Here is a 20,421-nt window from a genome sequence, read left to right as displayed (position 1 = left end):
CACGCGCCGCCCACTGCGGGCGGACACCCCCCGACACGGCCCCTTGCGCACGTACCCCGCTGCGGGCAGTCGTGCCGCTGGGGCGGCACGGGTGGGCGCAGCGGCACCCCGCCACGCCGGGCTGCGCAACGCCCCGCCCCGGGCACCGACGCCGAGCACCTCGCACCGGTGCATCGGGCATGCGTGCCGCTAGGGGCGATGGGGGTCCCCCCTGCTCGAGCGAAGCCGAGAGCTTGGGGGAGGGTGGGCGCAGCGGCACCCCGCGGCGCCGAGTTGCGCAACGCCCCGACCCCAGCGCAAACGTCGGGCTTACTGGGCCGAGGGTGTCGGGTCGGTCGCCGTCGTGTCCTGCTCGGCGGCCCGCTTGATCGCGGCATCGCGCTTGCGGACGTACCAGATGCCGATGAAGCCGAGCCCACCCCCGGCCAGGCAGGTCCACAGCCACCAGGTATGGCCGTGGTCGTCGAACCAGCCGTAGAAGGGGATCTGGACCAGGAAGAGGACGAACCAGAGGATCGTGCCGCCGGTGATCGTGGCGACCACGGGGCCCTCCAGGGGCTCCGGCGCCTCGTGTCTGGGGGTCCATTTCGCCATGGGGACAGCTTACGAGGCGATCAGGTCTACGCGCGGAGATGGCCTATTGGGAGTTTATATGTTCATACTGAAACGGTTTGTGTCTGACCACTTCTCTTCGTAGGAAACACCAAACACATGTCGTCCTCGGCTCCCGCCAAGGCCCCCGCCCCTGAACGAGGGGGAGCCGGGCCCACGTACGGCGCACTCGACCGCTTCTTCCGGATCTCCGAGCGGGGCAGCACCCTGTCCCGAGAGGTCCGGGGTGGCCTTGCCACCTTCTTCGCGATGGCCTACATCATCGTGCTGAACCCGATCATCCTCGGCAGCGCGAAGGACATGTACGGCCACCAGCTCGACAACGGGCAGCTCGTCACCGCGACGGCCCTCACCGCCGCGCTCACCACCCTGCTCATGGGCGTCATCGGCAACGTGCCGATCGCGCTGGCCGCCGGTCTCGGCGTGAACTCCGTCGTCGCCCTCCAGCTCGCCCCGCGCATGTCCTGGCCGGACGCGATGGGCATGGTGGTCCTCGCCGGGTTCGTCGTCATGCTGCTGGTCGCCACCGGACTGCGCGAGCGCGTCATGAACGCCGTCCCGTACGGGCTGCGCAAAGCCATCTCCATCGGCATCGGCCTGTTCATCATGCTGATCGGCCTCGTCGACTCCGGCTTCGTCTCCCGGATCCCGGACGCCGCCCACACCACCGTCCCGCTCCAGCTCGGTGGCGACGGTCACCTCAATGGCTGGCCGGTCCTGGTCTTCATCCTGGGTGTGTTGCTCACCCTCGCCCTCATCGTGCGCAAGGTGTCCGGCGCGATCCTGATCTCGATCGTCGCCATGACCGTCGTCGCCGTGGTCATCGAGGCGATGGCCAACGTGCCGAGCTGGGGCCTCACCACTCCGAAGTGGCCCGGCAATCCGGTGGCCAGCCCCGACTTCGGCCTGGTCGGCCAGGTCAGCCTGTTCGGCGGCTTCGGCAAGGTCGGCCTGCTGACCGGTGTGCTCTTCGTCTTCACCGTGCTGCTGTCGTGCTTCTTCGACGCGATGGGCACGATCATGGGCGTCTCCGACGAGGCGAAGCTGACGGACGCGCAGGGCCAGATGCCCGGCATCAACAAGGTGCTGTTCGTCGACGGCCTCGCGGTCGCCGCCGGTGGTGCCAGCTCCTCCTCCGCCACCACCGCCTTCGTCGAGTCCACGGCCGGCGTCGGCGAGGGGGCCCGCACCGGCCTCGCGAACGTCGTAACCGGCGGACTCTTCGCCGTCGCCCTCTTCCTGACCCCGGTCGCCACGATGGTGCCGTCCCAGGCGGCCACCCCGGCCCTGCTCGCGGTCGGCTTCCTGATCATGGCCGGCTCGGTCAAGGAGATCGACTGGGCGGACTACACGATCGCCATCCCGGCGTTCGTGACGATGCTGATGATGCCGTTCACGTACTCGATCACCAACGGCATCGGCATGGGCTTCGTCACCTTCGTGGTGCTGCGCCTTGCGGCCGGGCGGGGCCGGGAGGTGCCGGTGGCGATGTACGCGGTGGCGGCGGTGTTCGCCTTCTACTACCTGATGCCGGCCCTCGGTCTCACGTGATCCGCCGAGTCCCTCAGGTGAGGTCGTAGAACTTCTCTGTCTCTTCGACGGCGGCCTGGAACCGTTGGTCGAAGTCATCTCGAACGAGCGTCCGGACGACGTAGTCCTGGACGCTCGTTCCTCTTTTGGCGGCATGGTGCCGGAGCCGTTCGAGCAGGTCGTGGTCTATGCGCAGACTGAGCACGCTGGTCCCCATGACCACGAGGGTCGCGGCACTCTTCGGTGTGGTGTGTCCGGTTCGGGCGCCGGATCACCCGTATGAGTGGTGTCACGGTTCAGTGGCCGACGTCACGGGCGTTCTGTGCGTCCCGGTTGGTCTTTAGTTAGAGTAATGAGTTACTCTAAAGAACATGCCGGACCTCAGCCATGGCGGCGATGTAGCCGCCGTGAACTCCCTCCGATCCGCCGTGATGCGGCTGTCCCGTCGGCTCAAGCACCAGCGGGTCGACGAGTCGCTCAGCCCCACCGAGATGTCGGTGCTCGGCACCCTGTCTCTGTGCGGCAGCGCCACACCGGGCGAGCTCGCCCGTAAGGAGCATGTCCAGCCGCCGTCGATGACCCGCATCGTGGCGCTGCTGGAGTCCAAGGGACTGGTCCGCCTGGAGCCGCACCCCGAGGACCGGCGCCAGAAGGTCGTGACGCGCACCGAGCAGGCCGAGGTCATGCTCGAGGAGAGCCGCCGCAAGCGGAACGCGTTCCTGGCCTCGCTGGTGGAGAACCTCGACGAGGACGAGTGGGCGAAACTCCGCGCCGCCGCCCCCGTGCTGGAGAAGCTCGCGCATCTGTAAGAAGGCCGTTGCAAGGAGGCGACACATTTGAGTTCGGGACCCGGAGCAGCTTCCGCCCCCGCACCTGACCCCCACGATTCCCCGCCCGCCTCCGACGCACCCGCCGCCCGCCCCGCGCGCAAGTCCTCGATGTTCTCCTCCCTGAAGGTCAGGAACTACCGCCTGTTCTTCTTGGGGCAGGTCGTCTCCAACATCGGCACCTGGATGCAGCGCATCGCCCAGGACTGGCTGGTGCTCAGCCTCACCGGCTCCTCCGCCGCCGTCGGCATCACGACCGCGCTGCAGTTCCTGCCGATGCTGCTCTTCGGCCTCTACGGCGGTGTCCTCGTCGACCGGCTGCGCAAGCGGCCCACGCTGCTCGTGACGCAGTCGTCGATGGGCGTCACCGCGATCGCCCTCGCCGTCCTGACCCTCACCGGCCAGGTCCAGGTGTGGCACGTGTACGTGGCCGCCTTCGCCGTCGGCCTCGCCACGGTCGTCGACAACCCGGCCCGGCAGTCCTTCGTCTCCGAGCTGGTCGGCCCCGGGCAGCTGCAGAACGCGGTCAGCCTGAACTCGGCCAACTTCCAGTCCGCCCGCCTGGTCGGCCCCGCCGTCGCGGGCCTGCTGATCACCGGCGTCGGCACCGGCTGGGCGTTCCTCTTCAACGGCCTGTCCTTCGTCGCGCCGCTCGCCGGCCTGCTGCTGATGCGGGCCCGCGACCTGCACGTCGTCGAGCGGGCCCCACGCGGCAAGGGGCAGCTGCGGGAGGGCGTGCGCTACGTCACCGGACGGCCCGAACTGATCTGGCCGATCGTCCTGGTCGGCTTCGTCGGCACGTTCGCCTTCAACTTCCCCGTCTACCTCTCGGCCTTCGCGGACGACGTGTTCCACGCGGGCGCGGGCGCGTACAGCATGTTCAACACGCTGATGGCGGTCGGCTCGGTCGTGGGAGCACTGCTCGCGGCCCGGCGGGGCACGGCCCGGCTGCGCCTGCTGATCGTGGCGGCCATGGCCTTCGGCACCCTGGAGATCCTGGCGGCCACGACCCCGACGCTGTGGATGTTCGCGCTGCTCATGGTCCCGCTGGGCCTGTTCGGCATGACGGTCAACGTGACGACGAACACCAGCATCCAGATGTCCACGGACCCGGCGATGCGCGGCCGCGTCATGGCCCTCTACATGATGGTCTTCCTCGGCGGCTCCCCGGTCGGCGCCCCGATCGTCGGCTGGATCACCGACACGTACGGCGCCCGGGTGGGTCTCGCGACCGGCGGTGCGGTGGCTGCCGTGGCGGCGGCCGTCATCGGCCTGATCCTGGCCCGTGTGGGCAACCTCCGCCTGTCGGTCGGCTGGCACCGCGGCCACCCGCGGGTGCGGTTCGTACCCCGGGAGCAGGAGCAGGAGCCGGCACTGGCTCCGGCGGCGTAGCGGAGGTCAGTCGCGGGGGAACTCGTCGGTCTTGAGGACGAGGCCGACCACGGTGCCGGTCAGGTCGACCTCGTCCCCGAAGTCGAGACTCAGCTCACCTCGGTACTCGCCGTCCTTGGGCTTGGTGTGCAGGTGCCAGCGGCCGGTGTACGGATCCACGATCAGGTACACCGGGACGCCGGCCGTGGCGTAGGCGTCCTTCTTGGGGCCGTAGTCTGTGGCCCGGGTAGTCGACGCGGACGTCGGACTTCACGCGCTTGCGCGGATACTTGGTGCGCAGCTGGTCGTAGATGTCCGCGATGATGTCCCAGTGGGTGTCCCGCTGAGGCGCCGTGAAGATGTTCCCCCCGACGATCTCGACCTTGTACCCCTCGGGGACCGGCATCGTCTCCACCCACTCGAACATCATGTCGAGGGTGAGTTCGCCACTGCTGTCGGCCATCTCGATCCTGTCGTCAAGGACGGTCATCGTGGCGTTCCTCCCCGGCCGCACCCTTGGATGGGTCCGGCCGCGCAGTACAACGGTACGCACGGTGACCGGGACACGCCCGGGCCTGGAGGCCGTCCACACCTGCGGTGGGCGCCCGGCGAACCGGTGAGGGTGAGGGTGCCTGCGGGGACGCCGTCGACGTCGGGACCGCCGTCCCGGATGGTGATCCGTATGGGCTCATGGTGCCAGGCTGGACCCATGAGACTCTTCGCGGCCGTGCTGCCACCGGACGAGGTGTGCCGTGAACTCGGCACCGTGGTCGATGAGTTGCGCGGGCTCCCTGGCGCCGACGGGATGCGCTGGACCGGCCGCCCCGGGTGGCACTTCACGCTGGCCTTCTACGGCGAGGTCGACGAGGCCCTCGTGCCCGAGCTGTCGGCCCGGCTGGAGCGGGCCGCGCACCGTACCGGGCCGTTCCCGCTGGCACTGCGGGGCGGTGGTCAGTTCGGGCGGGGCAAGGCGCTGTGGGCCGGGGCCGAGGGTGATCTGGCGACCCTGCGGCTGCTCGCCGAGCGGGCGGAGGCGGCGGCGCGCAAGGCGGGGGTGCCGATGGGGGAGCACCGGCGGTACAAGGCCCATCTGACCGTGGCCCGTCGGCGGGAGTCGGGGAATGTCCGGGCCTTCCTGGACGCTCTCGACCAGTTCGCCGGCCGGACCTGGACCGTGGACGAGCTGGCGCTGGTGCGCAGCAACCTGCCGACCTCGGGGGTTCCGGGCGAGCAGCCCCGGTACCAGGCGGTCGGGCGCTGGGCACTCGGGGGTGCCGGTTAGGCTCGATGGCGTGGACCCGAAAACCCGCAACCGGATCATGGCCGGTGTGCTCGTGCTGATGTTTCTCGTCGTCGCCCTCGCTTCCGTGATCGGGAAGTAGCGGGGGCGAGGGAGCGCGGTCGGTCGTGTTCCGGCTGAGGGCCGGTGGGGGCTTGTCGCGCAGTTCCCCGCGCCCCTGGGGGGCGGCGGGGGAACCGCGGACATCGAGACACCGGCTCGCGCCCCTGAAGGGGCGACCTACCAGGCAAAAGCCTCCGGGCTCGGGCCCGGGCCCGGGAAGATCTCGTCCAGGCCGGTCAGGAGCTCCTCGGAGAGTTCCAGCTCGGAGGCGCGGACAGCGGAGGCGAGCTGTTCGGCGGTGCGGGGGCCGACGATCGGGCCGGTCACGCCGGGGCGGGTCAGCAGCCAGGCCAGGGCGGCCTCGCCGGGCTCGATGCCGTGCTTGTCGAGCAGGTCCTCGTAGGACTGGATCTGTGCGCGGGTGGCGGGGTCGGCGAGTGCGTCGGCCGCGCGGCCGGAGGCGCGGCGGCCGCCCTCGACCTCCTTCTTGAGGACACCGCCCAGCAGACCGCCGTGCAGCGGCGACCACGGGATGACGCCCAGCCCGTACTCCTGCGCGGCCGGGATGATCTCCATCTCGGCGCGCCGCTCGGCGAGGTTGTACAGGCACTGCTCGCTGACCAGGCCGATGGTCCCGCCGCGCCGGGCGGCGATCTCGTTGGCCTGGGCGATCTTGTAGCCGGGGAAGTTCGACGATCCGACGTAAAGGATCTTGCCCTGCTGGACCAGGACGTCGATCGCCTGCCAGATCTCGTCGAAGGGGGTGTTCCGGTCGATGTGGTGGAACTGGTAGACGTCGATGTGGTCCGTCTGGAGCCGCTTCAGGCTGGCGTCCACGGCCCGCCGGATGTTGACCGCGGAGAGCTTGTCGTGGTTGGGCCAGGCCGGGCCGTCGGCGCCCATGTTGCCGTACACCTTGGTGGCGAGGACGACCTTGTCGCGCCGTCCCTCGCCCTTGGCGAACCAGTTGCCGATGATGCTTTCGGTACGGCCCTTGTTCTCGCCCCAGCCGTACACGTTGGCGGTGTCGAAGAAGTTGATGCCCGCGTCCAGCGCCGCGTCCATGATGGCGTGGCTGTCGGCCTCGTCGGTCTGCGGGCCGAAGTTCATGGTGCCGAGGACGAGCCGGCTGACCTTGAGTCCCGTGCGTCCGAGCTGCGTGTACTTCATGCCGCCAAGCCAACGTCTTGGAGTGCGCTCCAAGCAAGGGGTATTCCCATGGACATGACAGGCCAGTTCGACACCGAGCACCTCGTCCAGCTTCTGATCAGCACCCTCGGGGACTCCCTCCTCGGCGTCTGTCTGCACGGCTCCGCCACCCTCGGCGGCCTGCGCCCGCACAGTGACGTGGACGTCCTGGCGGTGGTGCGCGAGCGCACGACGCACGGGCAACGCCGTCACCTCGTCGAGGAGTTGCTCAAGGTGTCGGGGCTGGGGGAGGGGCGGCGGCCCGTCGAGACGACCCTGGTCGTGCAGGACGACGTGCGGCCCTGGCGGTACCCGCCCAGCTGCGAGTTCCTCTACGGAGAGTGGCTGCGCGAGGAGTTCGAGCACGGGGTGACCCCCGCCCCCGAGCCCAACCCCGATCTCGCGCCCGTCCTCACCATGGTCCTGCTCGCCGACGCCCCGCTGTACGGCCCCCGGCCCGCCGAGCTGCTCGACCCCGTGCCGGTCGCCGATCTGCGGCGGGCCATCGTCGCCGGGGTGCCGGAGCTCATGGCGGAGGTGGAGACCGACACGCGCAACGTGCTGCTCACCCTCGCCCGGGTGTGGACCACGCTCGAGACCGGGGGCATCCGGTCGAAGGACGCCGCCGCCAAGTGGGCGGCGGACCGGCTTCCCGCCGGGCACCGGCCCGCTCTGGCCCATGCCCGGGCCGTCTACCTGGGCGAGGAGGAAGAACGCTGGGACGGTCCGGCGCCCCGGGCCTGCGCGGAGTTCCTGGCCCGGGCGATCGCCGCGAGTCACTCCTCGTAGGGCTCGGCCAGGTCCCAGGCCTGGTACATCGCCTCCGCGAAGGCCGCCGCGATCTTGTGTTCGCCGCTCGCGCTGGGGTGGGTGCCGTCATAGGTGTCGGTGTGGACGGCGTACGACGGCGGGAGCGAGGCGAGGAGGATGGGGGAGCCGGGCTCGTCGAGGTCGGCGGCCGTCTTCGCCAGCAGTTCGTTGAAGCGGGCGACCTCGGTGGCGAAAGGCGTGTCCGTCTGGGCACGCACGTTCGGTATCACCGGCAGCCACACCATCCGCACCCGCCGGTTCGCCGCCCGCGCCTCGGCCACGAAGGCCCGGACGTTGTCGGCGGTCTGCTCGGCGTTCGTGTAGAAGCCCAGGTCGATCAGGCCGAGGGAGACCAGCAGGATGTCCGCGCGGTACTTCCGCACCGCCTCGCCGATCAGCGGCGCCATGTGCAGCCAGCCCTCGCCCCAGCCGGCCAGGTGGGCGCGCGGGAAGTCGGGTTCGGCGTACGCGTACGACTCCGGGGCCTCGGCGAGCTTGTCGTAGAGCGTCTCGCGCGGGCCGACGAGGGTGCAGGGGCCGCCGTAGGACCGGGACAGGTGCTGCCACAGCCGGTACCGCCATGTGTGTTCGCCCGCGCTTCCGATCGTCATGGAGTCACCGACGGGCATGAACCTGAGCATCCGCTCATGATGCTGGATCAGGGCGCCGGATGGGGTGTGAGTCGGGCCACGCGCGGTGGCCCGCCCTCCGCGCCACGCCCGCTGAACCGCCGAGCGGGATGGCAGGCTTGGGGCATGCGCAGACCCTTCGCCCTCCTCGCCGGGGCCCTCCTCGTGGGCGCCTTCGCCGTGCCCGCCTCCGCCGCAGACGCCGACGAGGACTTCACCATCAAGGACCCGCGCATCACGGAGTCCAGCGGACTGGCCGCCTCCCGCCTGCACCCCGGCATCTACTGGACGCACAACGACAGTGACGACGGCCCCTACCTCTACGCCGTCGACAGCAGGACCGGCGAGACCGTCGCCCGCCTCACCCTCACCGGTGTCGGTACGCCCCGGGACGTCGAGGCCATCTCCATCGGCCCGGGCAACCGGATCTACGTCGGCGACATCGGCGACAACCTCGGCGGTGGCTGGCCCCACGTGTGGATCTACGAACTGCCCGAGCCGAAGACGCTGAAGGACCAGACGATCCGGGCCACGCAGTACGTCGTGAAGTACTCCGACGGGGCCCGTGACGCCGAGTCCCTCGTCGTGCACCCGAAGACCGGCCGCGCCTACATCGTCGACAAGAACGAGAAGGGCGGACACCTGTACGAGGGGCCGGCCGAGCTCTCCGCCTCCGGGACCAACGTCTTCAAGCCCGTCGCGGCCGTCCCCGACCTGGAGGCCACCGACGCCACGCTCTCCCCGGACGGCGAACACCTCGTCGTACGCAGCTACTTCGGCGCGATCGCGTACGACTGGAACGGCGGGAAGATCAAGCGCGAGAAGCGGCTCGGGGTGCCGTTCCTCGGGCAGGGCGAGTCCGTCACCTACACCGCCGACGGCAAGCGGCTCATGTACGGCGCCGAGGGAGCCGACAGCTCCGTGGAGGGGCAGGACGCGCCCGGGGGCGGCGGGAACGCCTCGTCCGGCAGCGGCAGTTCGGCCGCGCAGGACGGCGGCGACAGCGGCGACGGACTGAGCGGCAACCTCAAGACCGGCGCCATCGCCGTGGCCGTCGCCTGCGTCGCCCTGCTCGGTCTGCGCGGGCTGCGGCGCCGGAGGTAGCCACCAGGGCGAGCCGGCCTACCGGTCCGAGGCCGCGCGGGCCGGGTCGCGGCCTGGAACCCGATCTCCTCCACGGCGGCGGCCCGCGACCTGTTCGGGACGCCGGTCGGCGGTGGCGACTCGTGGGTCGAGCAGCACGCGCAGCTGATGGCCTGGGTGTGGCCGGTGATTCTGACCGCGATCTTCCTGCCGCTCGCGGTACGGCGGTTCCAGCGGCTGAGCCGTTGGCGAGCAGGACGCGGACCCGCACCTCCCAGAGGCTTGACGTGCTCATGGTGCGTCAGTTTCCTGGGAGGTGCGCGGCATTATGGGAGCGCTCCCATATCGGTTCCGGTGCCACGCCTCCCCCCTCCCCGGAGGAACCCGAGAGGAAGCAGCCACATGTTCCGCATCCTGCGCAGAGCGCTGTGTGTTGCCGCGGCGCTCCTGTTACCGCTGGCCGGTGTGCAGTCGGCACGGGCCGACGTGGGCACGAAGGCCGCCGGTGCCGGCTACTGGCACACCAGCGGCCGGCAGATCCTGGACGCGGCCGGGCAGCCGGTCCGTATCGCCGGCATCAACTGGTTCGGCTTCGAGACCACCAATCACGTCGTCCACGGCCTGTGGGCCCGCGACTACAAGAGCATGATCGACCAGATGAAGTCGCTGGGCTACAACACCATCCGGATGCCCTACAGCGACGACATCCTCAAGTCCGGCACCATGCCCGAAAGCGTCAACCACGACGGCAAGAACACCGACCTGCGCGGGCTGACGTCCCTCCAGGTCCTGGACCGGATCGTGGCGTACGCCGGGCAGGCCGGACTCAAGATCGTCCTCGACCGGCACCGCCCGGACTCGGCGGGCCAGTCCGCGCTCTGGTACACGGCGTCGGTCCCCGAGTCGACGTGGATCACCAACCTCAAGTCCCTGGCGGCGCGTTACAAGGGCAACCCCACCGTCGTCGGCATCGACCTGCACAACGAGCCCCACGACCCCGCCTGCTGGGGCTGCGGCGACACCACCCGGGACTGGCGCCTGGCCGCCCAGCGCGCGGGCAACGCGGTGCTCTCCGTCAACCCCGAGCTGCTGATCATGGTCGAGGGTGTGCAGTCGTACAACGGCACGAACGGCTGGTGGGGCGGCAACCTGATGGGCGTCGCCCAGTACCCGGTCCAGCTCGACGTCCCGAACCGGCTGGTGTACTCGGCCCACGACTACGCCACGTCGGTGGCCCAGCAGGCGTGGTTCAGCGACCCGGCCTTCCCGTCCAACCTGCCGGGGATCTGGGACAAGTACTGGGGCTACGTCTTCAAGCAGAACATCGCCCCGGTGTGGCTCGGCGAGTTCGGCACGACGCTCCAGCCGGCGGTGGACCAGAAGTGGCTGGCGGAGCTGGTGAAGTACCTGCGCTCGACCTCCGCGTACGGGGCCGACAGCTTCCAGTGGACCTTCTGGTCCTGGAATCCCAACTCCGGTGACACGGGCGGCATCCTGAAGGACGACTGGCAGACCGTGGACACGGTGAAGGACGGGTACCTGGCGAGCATCAAGGCCCCGGGCTTCGGGGGCGGCGGCTCCGGCCCGGGTCCGGGCGACCCCGGGGATCCAGGTGACCCGGGCGGCGGTACGGCAGCCTGCGCCGCCGCGTACGCCGTCAGCAGCGACTGGGGCGGCGGCTTCAACGCCGAGGTGAAGGTGACCAACACGGGCGCTGTTCCGCTGAAGTCCTGGAAGGTGACCTGGACGTGGAGCGGCTCCCAGAAGGTCACGAGCATGTGGAACGCGTCGCACACCCAGAGCGGGGCCACCGTCACGGCGGTGAACGCGGCGCACAACGGGAGCGTGCCGGTGGGAGGTTCGGCGAGCTTCGGCCTCGGCGGTGCGCCCGGTGGCGGGAGCGTGCCGAGTGTGAGTTGCGCGGCGACCTGATCGCGGGCTGACATGGGGGCGCCCGGTGCTCGCCGGACGCCCCCACGGCGGCGTTGTCGTCCGCATTGTTGTGAAATGCCAGAACTCCCCCTGTCTGAGGGGAGTGTGAGAGCGGACTATGACTCGATTCGGTCAAGTCTTGGTCGAAAACGTACGTGTGTGGCGCGCTCTTCCGAAACGATGCGGCACGGCCCGTGTCACTCGCGGGTCTGACCCCCCTCACCGTTCTGAGAGAACTCCATGAGAAGAAGCGCAGCCGTACTGTGCGGTGCGACCGTCGTGCTGGCCGGGACGCTCACCGCCGTCCCCGCCAGCGCCAGCGCGTCGCACTCCGCGAAACCCGCCCGGACCGCCGCCGCGAAGGTCACCTGGAAGAAGTGCGGTACGGACGACGTCCCGACGCTCCAGTGCGCGTCGGTGAAGGTGCCGCTCGACCACGCCAAGCCGCGGGGGAAGCAGATCACGCTCGCGCTGTCCCGCGTGCCGCACACCGCGTCGAAGTCCCAGGGCCCGCTGCTCGTCAACCCCGGCGGCCCCGGCGGCAGCGGCCTGTCCCTGGCCGGGTTCGTCGCGTCCTCCCTGCCCAAGGAGGTGGCCGCCCAGTACGACGTCATCGGCTTCGACCCGCGCGGCGTGGGCAAGAGCCAGCCCGCCCTGGACTGCAAGCCGGGCCACTTCGACCCGGTGCGCCCCGACTCCGTGCCCAGCACCCCGGCGCTGGAGAGCGCCAACGTCGCCCGCGCCAAGTCCTTCGCGCAGGCCTGCGGCAGGAAGTACAAGGACGTCCTGCCGTACATCGACACGGTCAGCGCCGTGAAGGACATGGACTCGATCCGCAAGGCCCTCGGCGCGTCGAAGATCAACTACTTCGGCTACTCGTACGGCACCTACCTCGGCGCGGTCTACGCCAAGCTGTACCCCGAGCGGGTGCGGCGCCTGGTGCTGGACTCGATCGTCGACCCGACCGGCGTCTGGTACGACGACAACATCCAGCAGGACTACGCCTTCGACAAGCGCCACAAGGCGCTCATGGCGTGGATCGCCAAGTACGACTCCACCTACAAGCTCGGCAAGAACCCGGCCGCGGTCGAGGCCAAGTGGTACGCCATGCGCGCGGCCCTCGCCAAGAAGCCGGCGGGCGGCAAGGTGGGCGCCTCCGAGCTGGAGGACATCTTCATACCCGGCGGCTACAACAACGCCTACTGGCCCACCCTCGCGCAGACGTTCGCGGCGTACGTCAACGACCACGACACCGCCGCGCTGGTCAAGGCGTACGGGGACATCGCCGCCATCGACGCCTCCGGCGACAACGGCTACAGCGTCTACACCGCGGTGCAGTGCCGTGACGCGTCCTGGCCGCGCGACTGGAAGCAGTGGCGCAAGGACAACTGGGCGGTGTACGAGAAGGCTCCGTTCATGGCCTGGAACAACGCCTGGTACAACGCGCCGTGCGCGTTCTGGCCGACGAAGTCGCTGAAGCCGGTGAACGTCTCCAACGCCAAGCTCCCGCCGGTGCTGCTGTTCCAGGCGACGGACGACGCGGCCACCCCCTACGAGGGCGGTGTCACCATGCACCGGCTGCTGAAGGGCTCCAGCCTCGTGGTCGAGCAGGGCGGCGGCAACCACGGCATCACGCTGAGCGGCAACGCCTGCCTCGACAAGCACCTCGCCACGTACCTGACCAACGGCAAGGTCCCGCACGGCAGCGGTGTGGCCGACGCGGTGTGCAAGAAGACCGCCGATCCGAAGCCGCAGGCGGCGGCGGAGAAGACGCCGAGCACGCAGCAGCCGGCCGTCGCGACGGTCGGTGACAGTCTGCGCGGGATCCTGGCGTCCGGCCGGTGAGGGTGCCTCTCCTGGCCCTCGCCCGAACATGAGAGAGGGCGCCCCGCGTGTGCGGGGCGCCCTCCGTCACGTGTCGGTCACGTGCGGGAGAAGATCAGAGCTTCTCGATCACGTAGTCGACGCACTTCGTGAGCGCCTCGACGTCCGCCGGGTCGATCGCCGGGAACATCGCGACGCGGAGCTGGTTGCGGCCGAGCTTGCGGTAGGGCTCGGTGTCGACGATGCCGTTGGCGCGCAGGACCTTGGCGACGGCGGCGGCGTCGACCTCGTCCGTGAAGTCGATCGTGCCGATGACCGCCGAGCGCTTGGCGGGGTCGGTGACGAACGGGTTCGCGAACTTGACGTCCTCGGCCCAGCCGTACAGCGTCCGCGCGGAGGTGGCGGTGCGGCGGACCGACCAGTCCAGGCCGCCCTGGCCGTTGATCCACTCCAGCTGCTCGTTGAGGAGGAACAGCGTGGCGAGGGCCGGGGTGTTGTACGTCTGGTTCTTGCGGGAGTTGTCGATCGCCGTCGGCAGCGAGAAGAACTCCGGGACGTGCCGGCCGGAGGCGTGGACGCGCTCGGCGCGCTCGATCGCGGCCGGGGAGAAGACACCGATCCAGAGGCCGCCGTCGGAGGCGAAGGACTTCTGGGGGGCGAAGTAGTAGACGTCCGTCTCGGCGATGTCGACGGGCAGACCGCCGGCGCCCGAGGTGGCGTCCACCAGGACCAGGGCGCCGTCGTCGGCGCCGGCCACGCGCTTGATCGGCATGGCGACACCGGTGGAGGTCTCGTTGTGCGTGAAGGCGTAGACGTCGACGCCCGCCTCGGCGACCGGCTCGGGGTGGGTGCCCGGGTCGCTGGAGATGACGTCCGGCTCGGCCAGCCACGGCGCGAGCTTCGCGGCCTTGGCGAACTTGGAGGAGAACTCGCCGAAGCTGAGGTGCTGCGACTTGTTCTCGATCAGGCCGTGCGTCGCGACGTCCCAGAACGCGGTGGAGCCGCCGTTGCCGAGGACGACCTCGTAGCCGTCGGGGAGCTGGAACAGCTCACGGATGCCCTCGCGCACCTTGCCGACCAGGTTCTTGACGGGTGCCTGGCGGTGGGAGGTGCCCATGAGAGAGGTGCCGGTGGCGGCCAGCGCGTCCAGCGCTTCCGTCCGCACCTTGGAGGGGCCCGCGCCGAAACGTCCGTCGGCGGGCTTGATGTCAGCGGGAATCTGGATCTCAGCCACGAAGGGGAGGGTAGCCGTTTCCGGAAACCTGGGCGAAACGTCGTCCGTCGGGTGAGACGGAGTTCCGGCCGCCGTCACCGCGGCGACGGGCCGGGCCAGACGGCCGAGGCGTCGTCGCGGTGCGGCGCGGGCAGCCGGACCGGGCGGACGGGGACGGGGCGGACGCGGCCCTTCGCGCGGGCCGTCCAGGGGGCGGGGCGGCCGGAGTAGCACAGGGTGGTGAGGACGAAGACGCCGTCGGCGTAGACCTCGACGTACTCCCCGACGGTGAGGATGCGCAAGCCGGCGGCGGGTTCCGGCAGGAGGGCCTCACCGAGCGGAGCGCCCTCAGGGCCGGTGACCTGGAGGTTCTTGCCGTCGCAGGTGACCGTGAGCGCGGGCCGGTCGCTGTCGGAGTCGTGCGTGCGCAGGGTGATCTCGGTGCGGCCGGAGAGGGCGACGTCCCCGACCGCGTGCAGGGAGGCGTCGTACGTCTCCTCGCCGAGCCAGGGGTCCAGGCCCGGCCACCATTCCAGGCGGGGTGCCGCGTCCTGTGGCACCACGAGGGACTTGGGCTGGGCGAGCATGCCGCGGCAGCGGTCGCCGGTGTCGGTGAGGCCGACGCGGCGCGGGGTGGTGTGCAGCACGACGCGGGAGCCGTCGGGGGCGGCGACGACGCGCGGGGCGTACGCGCCGGTCGGGCCGAGCGGGCCGCGGCGGGTCCAGGGGCCGCGCAGGCGCGGGGCGGTCCACGCCTCGAAACCCCGGGTGGCGCCGATGGAGCCGAGCAGCAGCCAGCTCCCGTCGTCGAGGCGTTCCAGGACCGGGCATTCCAGTTCGTCGACGTCGCCGGGGGAGAGGAGCGGCGGGTGGACGGTCCAGTGCTCCAGGTCGTCGGAGGTGGCCCAGGCGACGCAGCCGCTGACCTCGACCGGCAGGGCGGCGTCGGCGGCGCAGATCAGCATGACCCAACCGTCGGACTCGTCGTCGCGTACGACGAAGGGGTCGCGCCAGCCCATGCGTTCGCCCGTGCGGTACCAGCGCGGGTCGGCCTCGGCGACCGGCCTGGTGCCGTGGCGCCGCCAGCCGGTGCCGTCGGTGCGGTCGGAGTACGCCAGGCCGACCGACTGCAGGGGCCAGCCGCCGGAGGTGAGTCCGGAGACGGCGGTGTAGAGCATCGCCATGCCGGTGCCGTGCGGGAAGGCGTGCATGGTCCACACCGCCTGCTGGTCGAAGCGGCCCGGCAGGCCGTTGCCGAAGGCGGTGCCCTGCGGCTCCCAGTGGACCAGGTCGGTGGAGGTGGCCCGGCCGTACGAGGTCTCCATGCGCAGGTGATCGAACTCGGCCGTCCACGGGCCCTGGAGGTGCAGCACGGAGTAGGTGCCGTCCGTGTGGCGCAGGAGGTCGAAGTCGTTCACGCAGAGGCCGGGCGGCGCGTATCGCATGGACAGGTCCTGTCTGCCGGCAGCGGCACTCAAACGTGTGCGCTGTGTTCTGACTGGCGAGAGTTTCTCTGGGAGTCAGCCGAAGTAAAACCCGAACGCAAACGCTTGCGCAACCGCATGGGCGGGTTTACGGTCTCGTCACTCCCCCACACGCCGACGTGTTCCGGACGGACTCGGGCACGCGGCGTGCATCCCACCAAGGAGCGTCCCGTGACGGTCAGCATCACCGATGTCGCCGAGGCCACCGGGGTCTCGGCGTCCACCGTGTCCCGCGCCCTGCGCGGCCGTCCCGGCGTGTCGGAGGAGATGCGGGCCAGGATCGTGGCGGTCGCCGCCGAGCTGGGCTACACCGCCTCGCGCTCGGCGTCCAGCCTGGCCAGCGGGCGCACCTACACCATCGGTGTCGTCGTCCCGTACGTGGGCCGCTGGTTCTTCGGCACCGTGCTGGACGCCGCCGAGAAGGTCTTCAGCGCCGCCGGTTACGACGTCCTGCTGTACAACCTCGGCTCACCGGAGGCCCGCAAGCGCTTCTTCACCAAGCTGCCGATCCGCAAGCGGGTCGACGCCGTGCTGTCCCTGCTGATCCCGGACCTGGAGGAGGCCGCCGCCCTGCGGTCCCTCGACGTGCCGCTGGCGACCACGGTCGGCGGCGCCCGGCCCGGCTTCACGGTGGTCGGCATCGACGACCGGGGCGGGGCGGAAAGCGCCGTACGGCATCTGGTGAACCTCGGCCACCGGCGGATCGGCATGATCTCCGGGGCCAGCGAGCCGCTGCACTGGACCACGCCCCTGGACCGCCGGCAGGGCTACCTGGACGTGCTGGCCGACGCCGGGATCGAACTCGATCCCGCCCTGGAGGCGGACGGCGGTTACACGGTCGAGGGCGGCGAGCGGGCCATGACCGAGCTGCTGGCGCTGCGCCATCCGCCGACCGCCGTGTTCGCCCAGTCCGACGAGATGGCGATGGGCGCCCTGCGCGCCCTGCGCAGGCACCGGCTGAGGGTTCCGGAGGACGTGTCCGTCGTCGGTTTCGACGATCACGAGCTGTCCGAGGTGGTCGGGCTGACCACCGTGGCCCAGCCGGTCGCGGCCCAGGGCCGGGAGGCGGCCCGGCTGCTCCTGACCAGGCTGGACGATCCGGACGCCGGGCCGCCGCACCCCGTCGAGATGCCCATCCGTTTCGTCCTCCGCGAGACCACCGCTCCTCCGCACAGCGGCCGGCAGCGGTAGCCCCCTCGCCCTCCCCCTCTGCGATCCCCCTCCTCTGACCTCTCACCCCGTCCCCGCACACCCGCACGGAGGCACCTCCATGATCAACGGCCACAGAAAACACCGTCGTACGGGCCTGACCGCCCTCGCCCTGCTTCCCCTGGCCGCGCTGGCCGCCTGCGGCGGGGGTGGCGGCGGCAAGGACACCTCCGCCGAACAGGGCAGCGGCAAGGGCACCATCAGCGTCTGGGCCCACCAGGGCCAGGCGAGCGAGGCGACCGCGCTACAGAACGCGGTGAAGTCCTTCAACTCCTCGCAGAGCGCCATCAAGGCCGAGCTGAAGCTCATCCCCGAGAAGGACTACACGAAGACCATCACCACCACCGACGCCTCCGAACTGCCGGACGTGCTGGAGTTCGACGGGCCGACGATGGCCAACTTCGTCTACAACAGCAAGCTCGCCCCGGTCGACGGCCACGTCTCCGCCAAGACCCTCGACAACGCCACCGACGCGATCAAGGCGCAGGGCGAGATCGACGGCAAGCACTACGGCCTGGGCATGTTCGACGCCGGGCTCGGCATGTACGCCAACAAGAAGCTGCTGGACGCGGCCGGCGTGAAGTACCCGACGAGCCTGGACGACGCCTGGACGGCCGAGGAGTTCGGCAAGGCCCTCGCGGCGCTGAAGGGCAAGGACTCCGACGGCAAGGTCCTCGACATATCGGAGCAGTACGGCCTGGCCTCCGAGTGGGGCACCTTCGGCTTCTCCCCGATCGTCTGGTCGGCCGGCGGCGGCCTGCTGAAGGACGGCAAGGCGGAGGGCACCCTGGACAGCCCGAAGGCCGTCTCCGCGCTGAAGACCTTCCAGTCCTGGAAGCCGTACGTCGACGCCAACACCGACGGCAACGCCTTCGCCAAGGGCAAGGTGGCGCTGAGCTGGGTCGGCCACTGGAACTACCCCGCCTACAGCGAGGCGCTCGGCGATGACCTCGCCGTCCTGCCGCTGCCGGACTTCGGCAACGGCCCCAAGACCGGCCAGGGTTCGTGGGCCTGGGGCATCGGCGCCGACAGCAAGAACGGCAAGGCCGCCGGCACCTTCCTGGACTACCTGCTGAACGACGAGAACGTCGGCGCGATGACGAAGGCCAACGGCGCGGTGCCCGCCACCAAGTCGGCCCTCGCCAAGAGCGAGCTGTACAAGAAGGGCGGCCCGCTCCAGCTCTTCGCCGACCAGCTGGCCAAGCCGTGCGGCGACAGCGACATCAGCGCATCCTGCGTCGCCGTCACCCGCCCCGTGACCGCCGGATACCCCACGGTCACGGCGAAGTTCAACACGGCCCTGAACTCGATCTACGGCGGTGCCGACCCCAAGGAAGCCCTGCAGAAGGCCGCCCGCGCCATCGACCGGGACTTCACCGACAACGCCGGCTACGAGATCCCGTAACCCGCAGGACGCATCGGCCCGGGCGGGCCGTCGGTGACCTGCCGCGCGACGACGCGGCCCCGCACCGGCCGAGCCCGCCCCGCCGGGAAGAGGACCCCCCCGTGAAAACCGTGGAACCCGCGCACTCCGCGCACCCCGCGGCCCCTGGCCGGGCGCAGGCCGCGTCGTCCGCGCCCTCCGCGAAACCCGTGCGTGGCTCGCGCGGCAACCGCGACTGGCTGCACGGGCTGCTGATGTCCGCCCCGGCGGTCGTCGGTCTGCTCGCCTTCGTCGGCATCCCGTTCGGCTACGCCGTGGTGCTCTCCTTCTACAACGTCCGCCTCGGATCGCCGCTGGAGCCCGCCTTCTTCGGCGTGGAGCACTACCGACGGCTGTTCACCGACCCCGACCTGTCCGGCCCGTTCCTGCGGGCACTGCTGAACAACCTGACCTTCGCCGTCGTCGTCGTACCGCTCCAGACGGGTCTGGCGCTGGCGCTGGCGATCCTGCTCAACCGCAAGCTGAAGGCCATCGGCGTGTTCCGGTCCTTCTTCTTCATGCCGGTGGTCTTCCCGATGGCGCTGGTCGCCGTGATCTGGCGGCTGATCCTCGCCCGCAGCGAGCAGGGCATGCTCAACTCCCTGCTGGACGCGGTGAGTTTCGGAAACTGGGGTGCCTTCGACTGGCTCGGCGACGGCCTCACCGCGATGGGCTCGATCATCGTGCTGTCGGTGTGGCAGGGTGTCGGCTTCCAGATGGTCATCCTGCTGGCCGGGCTCCAGCAGATCCCGGGCGAGCTCTACGAGGCATCCCAGCTGGACCGGGCGTCGCGCTGGCAGCAGTTCCGGCACGTCACCCTGCCCGGCATCCGGGGCACCCTGGTGTTCGTCGCGATGCTGACCTCGGTGCTGTCCTTCCGGGTCTTCGACCAGGTGTACATCCTCATCCGCGGCGGCGGCCTGGACGAGGACGCCACCCGCACCGTGATGTACCAGGCCGTCACCACGGCCTTCGACCAGAACAACATCGGCCAGGCCTCGGCCATCACGGTGGTGTTCTTCCTGATCGTCGTCGCCCTGACGATCGTCCAGCGCCGCGTCGTCCGGCCCGACAACGAGGACTGACCCACCATGGCCATGACCCGTACGCCCGTACGCCGCGTCCTCGACTACACCGTCCTGAGCGTCCTGGCGTTCGTCTTCGCCCTCCCCGCGCTCTACCTCTTCCTCGGCAGCCTCAAGCCGTCCGACGAGGTCCTGAACGGCCTGTCCGGCTTCCTGCCCACCCACCTCTCCTTCGACAACTACACCGCCGTCCTCGACAGCCTGAACTCCGACAGCACCGGCTACTTCTGGCAGTTCATGGGCGTGTCGGTGCTGCTCGCGTTCGTGGTCGTCGCGGGCGGGCTGATCGTCAACTCGATGGCGGCGTACGGGCTGACCCGGCTGAAGTGGCGGGGGCAGAACGCGGTGTTCACCCTCGTCCTGCTGCTGATGCTGATCCCGTTCGAGTCGGTGGCGGTGCCGCTGTTCTACATGTTCAACGGGCAGCGCAACACGATCTTCATCCAGGCGCTGCCGTTCGTCGCCAACGCCTTCGCCGTCTACCAGTTCCACACCTTCTTCCGGAAGATCCCGACGAGCATCGAGGAGGCGGCCCGGCTGGACGGCGCGGGGCCCTGGCGCACCTTCTTCGCGATCATCGTGCCGATGTCCCGGCCCGTGTTCGCCTCGGTCGCGATCCTCACCTTCCTCATCCAGTGGGGCTCCTTCCTGTGGCCGGTGCTGATGGTGTCCGACCCGTCGGTGCGTCCCCTCCCGCTGGAGATGAGCGTCTTCCAGGGACAGCAGCCCCCGGACTGGGGCCAGATCCTCGCCTTCGGCGTGCTGCTGGTGCTGCCCGTGCTGGTCGTCTTCGCGTTCTTCCAGCGCTGGTTCGTCGAGGGTGTGGCCAGCTCAGCGGTCAAGGGCTGAGGCCCCGGGG

18 protein-coding genes and 2 pseudogenes are annotated in these 20,421 nt (G+C 70.2%); 13 read left to right on the top strand and 7 right to left on the bottom strand.

Annotated elements, in window-relative coordinates; translation table 11 throughout:
- Positions 1-309: 309 nt before the first annotated feature.
- Positions 310-594: a DUF2530 domain-containing protein gene (locus ABEA82_RS19075; RefSeq protein WP_345662751.1), complete on the bottom strand. Its 285-nt coding sequence runs from the start codon at positions 592-594 to the stop codon at positions 310-312.
- A 117-nt stretch (positions 595-711) separates the two neighbouring features.
- Between ABEA82_RS19075 and ABEA82_RS19070 the strand changes: the two genes are divergently transcribed.
- The gene (locus tag ABEA82_RS19070) at positions 712-2,163 is read left to right on the top strand and encodes an NCS2 family permease (RefSeq protein ID WP_345662750.1); all 1,452 of its coding nucleotides are present in this window, start codon (positions 712-714) and stop codon (positions 2,161-2,163) included.
- A 13-nt stretch (positions 2,164-2,176) separates the two neighbouring features.
- Here the strand turns inward: ABEA82_RS19070 and ABEA82_RS19065 are convergent, their stop codons facing one another.
- The gene (locus ABEA82_RS19065) at positions 2,177-2,359 is read right to left on the bottom strand and encodes a ribbon-helix-helix protein, CopG family (RefSeq protein WP_345662749.1); all 183 of its coding nucleotides are present in this window, start codon (positions 2,357-2,359) and stop codon (positions 2,177-2,179) included.
- A 154-nt stretch (positions 2,360-2,513) separates the two neighbouring features.
- Between ABEA82_RS19065 and ABEA82_RS19060 the strand changes: the two genes are divergently transcribed.
- Together ABEA82_RS19060 and ABEA82_RS19055 are read left to right on the top strand one after the other, a co-directional pair.
- Positions 2,514-2,951: a MarR family winged helix-turn-helix transcriptional regulator gene (locus tag ABEA82_RS19060; protein ID WP_345662748.1), complete on the top strand. Its 438-nt coding sequence runs from the start codon at positions 2,514-2,516 to the stop codon at positions 2,949-2,951.
- A gap of 27 nt (positions 2,952-2,978) precedes the next feature.
- The gene (locus ABEA82_RS19055; RefSeq protein ID WP_345662747.1) at positions 2,979-4,361 is read left to right on the top strand and encodes an MFS transporter; all 1,383 of its coding nucleotides are present in this window, start codon (positions 2,979-2,981) and stop codon (positions 4,359-4,361) included.
- A 6-nt stretch (positions 4,362-4,367) separates the two neighbouring features.
- Here the strand turns inward: ABEA82_RS19055 and ABEA82_RS19050 are convergent.
- A pseudogene (locus tag ABEA82_RS19050) lies at positions 4,368-4,830 on the bottom strand (Uma2 family endonuclease).
- Between the two features lie 219 nt (positions 4,831-5,049).
- Between ABEA82_RS19050 and thpR the strand changes: the two are divergent.
- Positions 5,050-5,622, top strand: coding sequence for an RNA 2',3'-cyclic phosphodiesterase (thpR, locus tag ABEA82_RS19045; RefSeq protein WP_345662746.1), 573 nt, complete (start codon positions 5,050-5,052; stop codon positions 5,620-5,622).
- Between the two features lie 237 nt (positions 5,623-5,859).
- On the opposite strand, the gene ABEA82_RS19040 is transcribed toward thpR, so the two are convergent.
- Positions 5,860-6,852: an aldo/keto reductase gene (locus ABEA82_RS19040; RefSeq protein ID WP_345662745.1), complete on the bottom strand. Its 993-nt coding sequence runs from the start codon at positions 6,850-6,852 to the stop codon at positions 5,860-5,862.
- A 48-nt stretch (positions 6,853-6,900) separates the two neighbouring features.
- On the opposite strand from ABEA82_RS19040, the gene ABEA82_RS19035 reads away from it, so the two are divergent.
- Complete coding sequence (locus tag ABEA82_RS19035; protein WP_425588535.1) at positions 6,901-7,659, top strand: aminoglycoside adenylyltransferase family protein; 759 nt, start codon at positions 6,901-6,903, stop codon at positions 7,657-7,659.
- Here the strand turns inward: ABEA82_RS19035 and ABEA82_RS19030 are convergent.
- Positions 7,647-8,321, bottom strand: a complete 675-nt coding sequence (locus ABEA82_RS19030) for an SGNH/GDSL hydrolase family protein (RefSeq protein WP_345662744.1) — start codon at positions 8,319-8,321, stop codon at positions 7,647-7,649. The genes ABEA82_RS19035 and ABEA82_RS19030 overlap by 13 nt on opposite strands.
- A 114-nt stretch (positions 8,322-8,435) precedes the next feature.
- Between ABEA82_RS19030 and ABEA82_RS19025 the strand changes: the two genes are divergently transcribed.
- From ABEA82_RS19025 to ABEA82_RS19010, 4 genes and pseudogenes are all read left to right on the top strand, one after another.
- Positions 8,436-9,413, top strand: coding sequence for a WD40 repeat domain-containing protein (locus ABEA82_RS19025; RefSeq protein ID WP_345662743.1), 978 nt, complete (start codon positions 8,436-8,438; stop codon positions 9,411-9,413).
- A gap of 39 nt (positions 9,414-9,452) precedes the next feature.
- A pseudogene (locus ABEA82_RS19020) lies at positions 9,453-9,638 on the top strand (ABC transporter permease); the annotation flags it as partial.
- Between the two features lie 156 nt (positions 9,639-9,794).
- A complete protein-coding gene (locus tag ABEA82_RS19015) occupies positions 9,795-11,324 on the top strand; it encodes a cellulase family glycosylhydrolase (protein WP_345662742.1) in 1,530 nt (509 codons plus the stop codon).
- A gap of 240 nt (positions 11,325-11,564) precedes the next feature.
- Positions 11,565-13,169: an alpha/beta hydrolase gene (locus tag ABEA82_RS19010; RefSeq protein ID WP_345662741.1), complete on the top strand. Its 1,605-nt coding sequence runs from the start codon at positions 11,565-11,567 to the stop codon at positions 13,167-13,169.
- Between the two features lie 94 nt (positions 13,170-13,263).
- On the opposite strand, the gene serC is transcribed toward ABEA82_RS19010, so the two are convergent.
- Entirely contained in the window at positions 13,264-14,382 is a 1,119-nt protein-coding gene (gene serC / locus ABEA82_RS19005) for a phosphoserine transaminase (RefSeq protein ID WP_345662740.1), read from the bottom strand.
- Between the two features lie 74 nt (positions 14,383-14,456).
- Entirely contained in the window at positions 14,457-15,806 is a 1,350-nt protein-coding gene (locus tag ABEA82_RS19000) for a glycoside hydrolase family protein (RefSeq protein WP_345662739.1), read from the bottom strand.
- A gap of 210 nt (positions 15,807-16,016) precedes the next feature.
- Here ABEA82_RS19000 and ABEA82_RS18995 point away from each other — a divergent pair, with 210 nt between their 5' ends.
- The 4 genes from ABEA82_RS18995 to ABEA82_RS18980 all read left to right on the top strand — a co-directional run bounded on the left by ABEA82_RS18995 (position 16,017) and on the right by ABEA82_RS18980 (position 20,411).
- Positions 16,017-17,036 (top strand): LacI family DNA-binding transcriptional regulator, encoded by a 1,020-nt coding sequence (locus ABEA82_RS18995; protein ID WP_345662738.1) that lies wholly within the window; start codon positions 16,017-16,019, stop codon positions 17,034-17,036.
- A 79-nt stretch (positions 17,037-17,115) separates the two neighbouring features.
- Positions 17,116-18,459: an ABC transporter substrate-binding protein gene (locus ABEA82_RS18990; RefSeq protein WP_345662737.1), complete on the top strand. Its 1,344-nt coding sequence runs from the start codon at positions 17,116-17,118 to the stop codon at positions 18,457-18,459.
- A 101-nt stretch (positions 18,460-18,560) separates the two neighbouring features.
- Complete coding sequence (locus tag ABEA82_RS18985) at positions 18,561-19,562, top strand: carbohydrate ABC transporter permease (RefSeq protein ID WP_345662736.1); 1,002 nt, start codon at positions 18,561-18,563, stop codon at positions 19,560-19,562.
- Positions 19,563-19,568: 6 nt separating this feature from the next.
- Positions 19,569-20,411 carry a carbohydrate ABC transporter permease gene (locus tag ABEA82_RS18980; RefSeq protein WP_345662735.1) on the top strand — a complete coding sequence of 281 codons (843 nt, stop codon included), beginning with the start codon at positions 19,569-19,571 and terminating at the stop codon, positions 20,409-20,411.
- Positions 20,412-20,421 lie beyond the last annotated feature (10 nt).

Source organism: Streptomyces venetus, from assembly GCF_039540295.1.
Classification (GTDB): Bacteria; Actinomycetota; Actinomycetes; order Streptomycetales; family Streptomycetaceae; genus Streptomyces; species Streptomyces venetus.
This window is presented reverse-complemented; position numbering and strand designations above follow the sequence as displayed.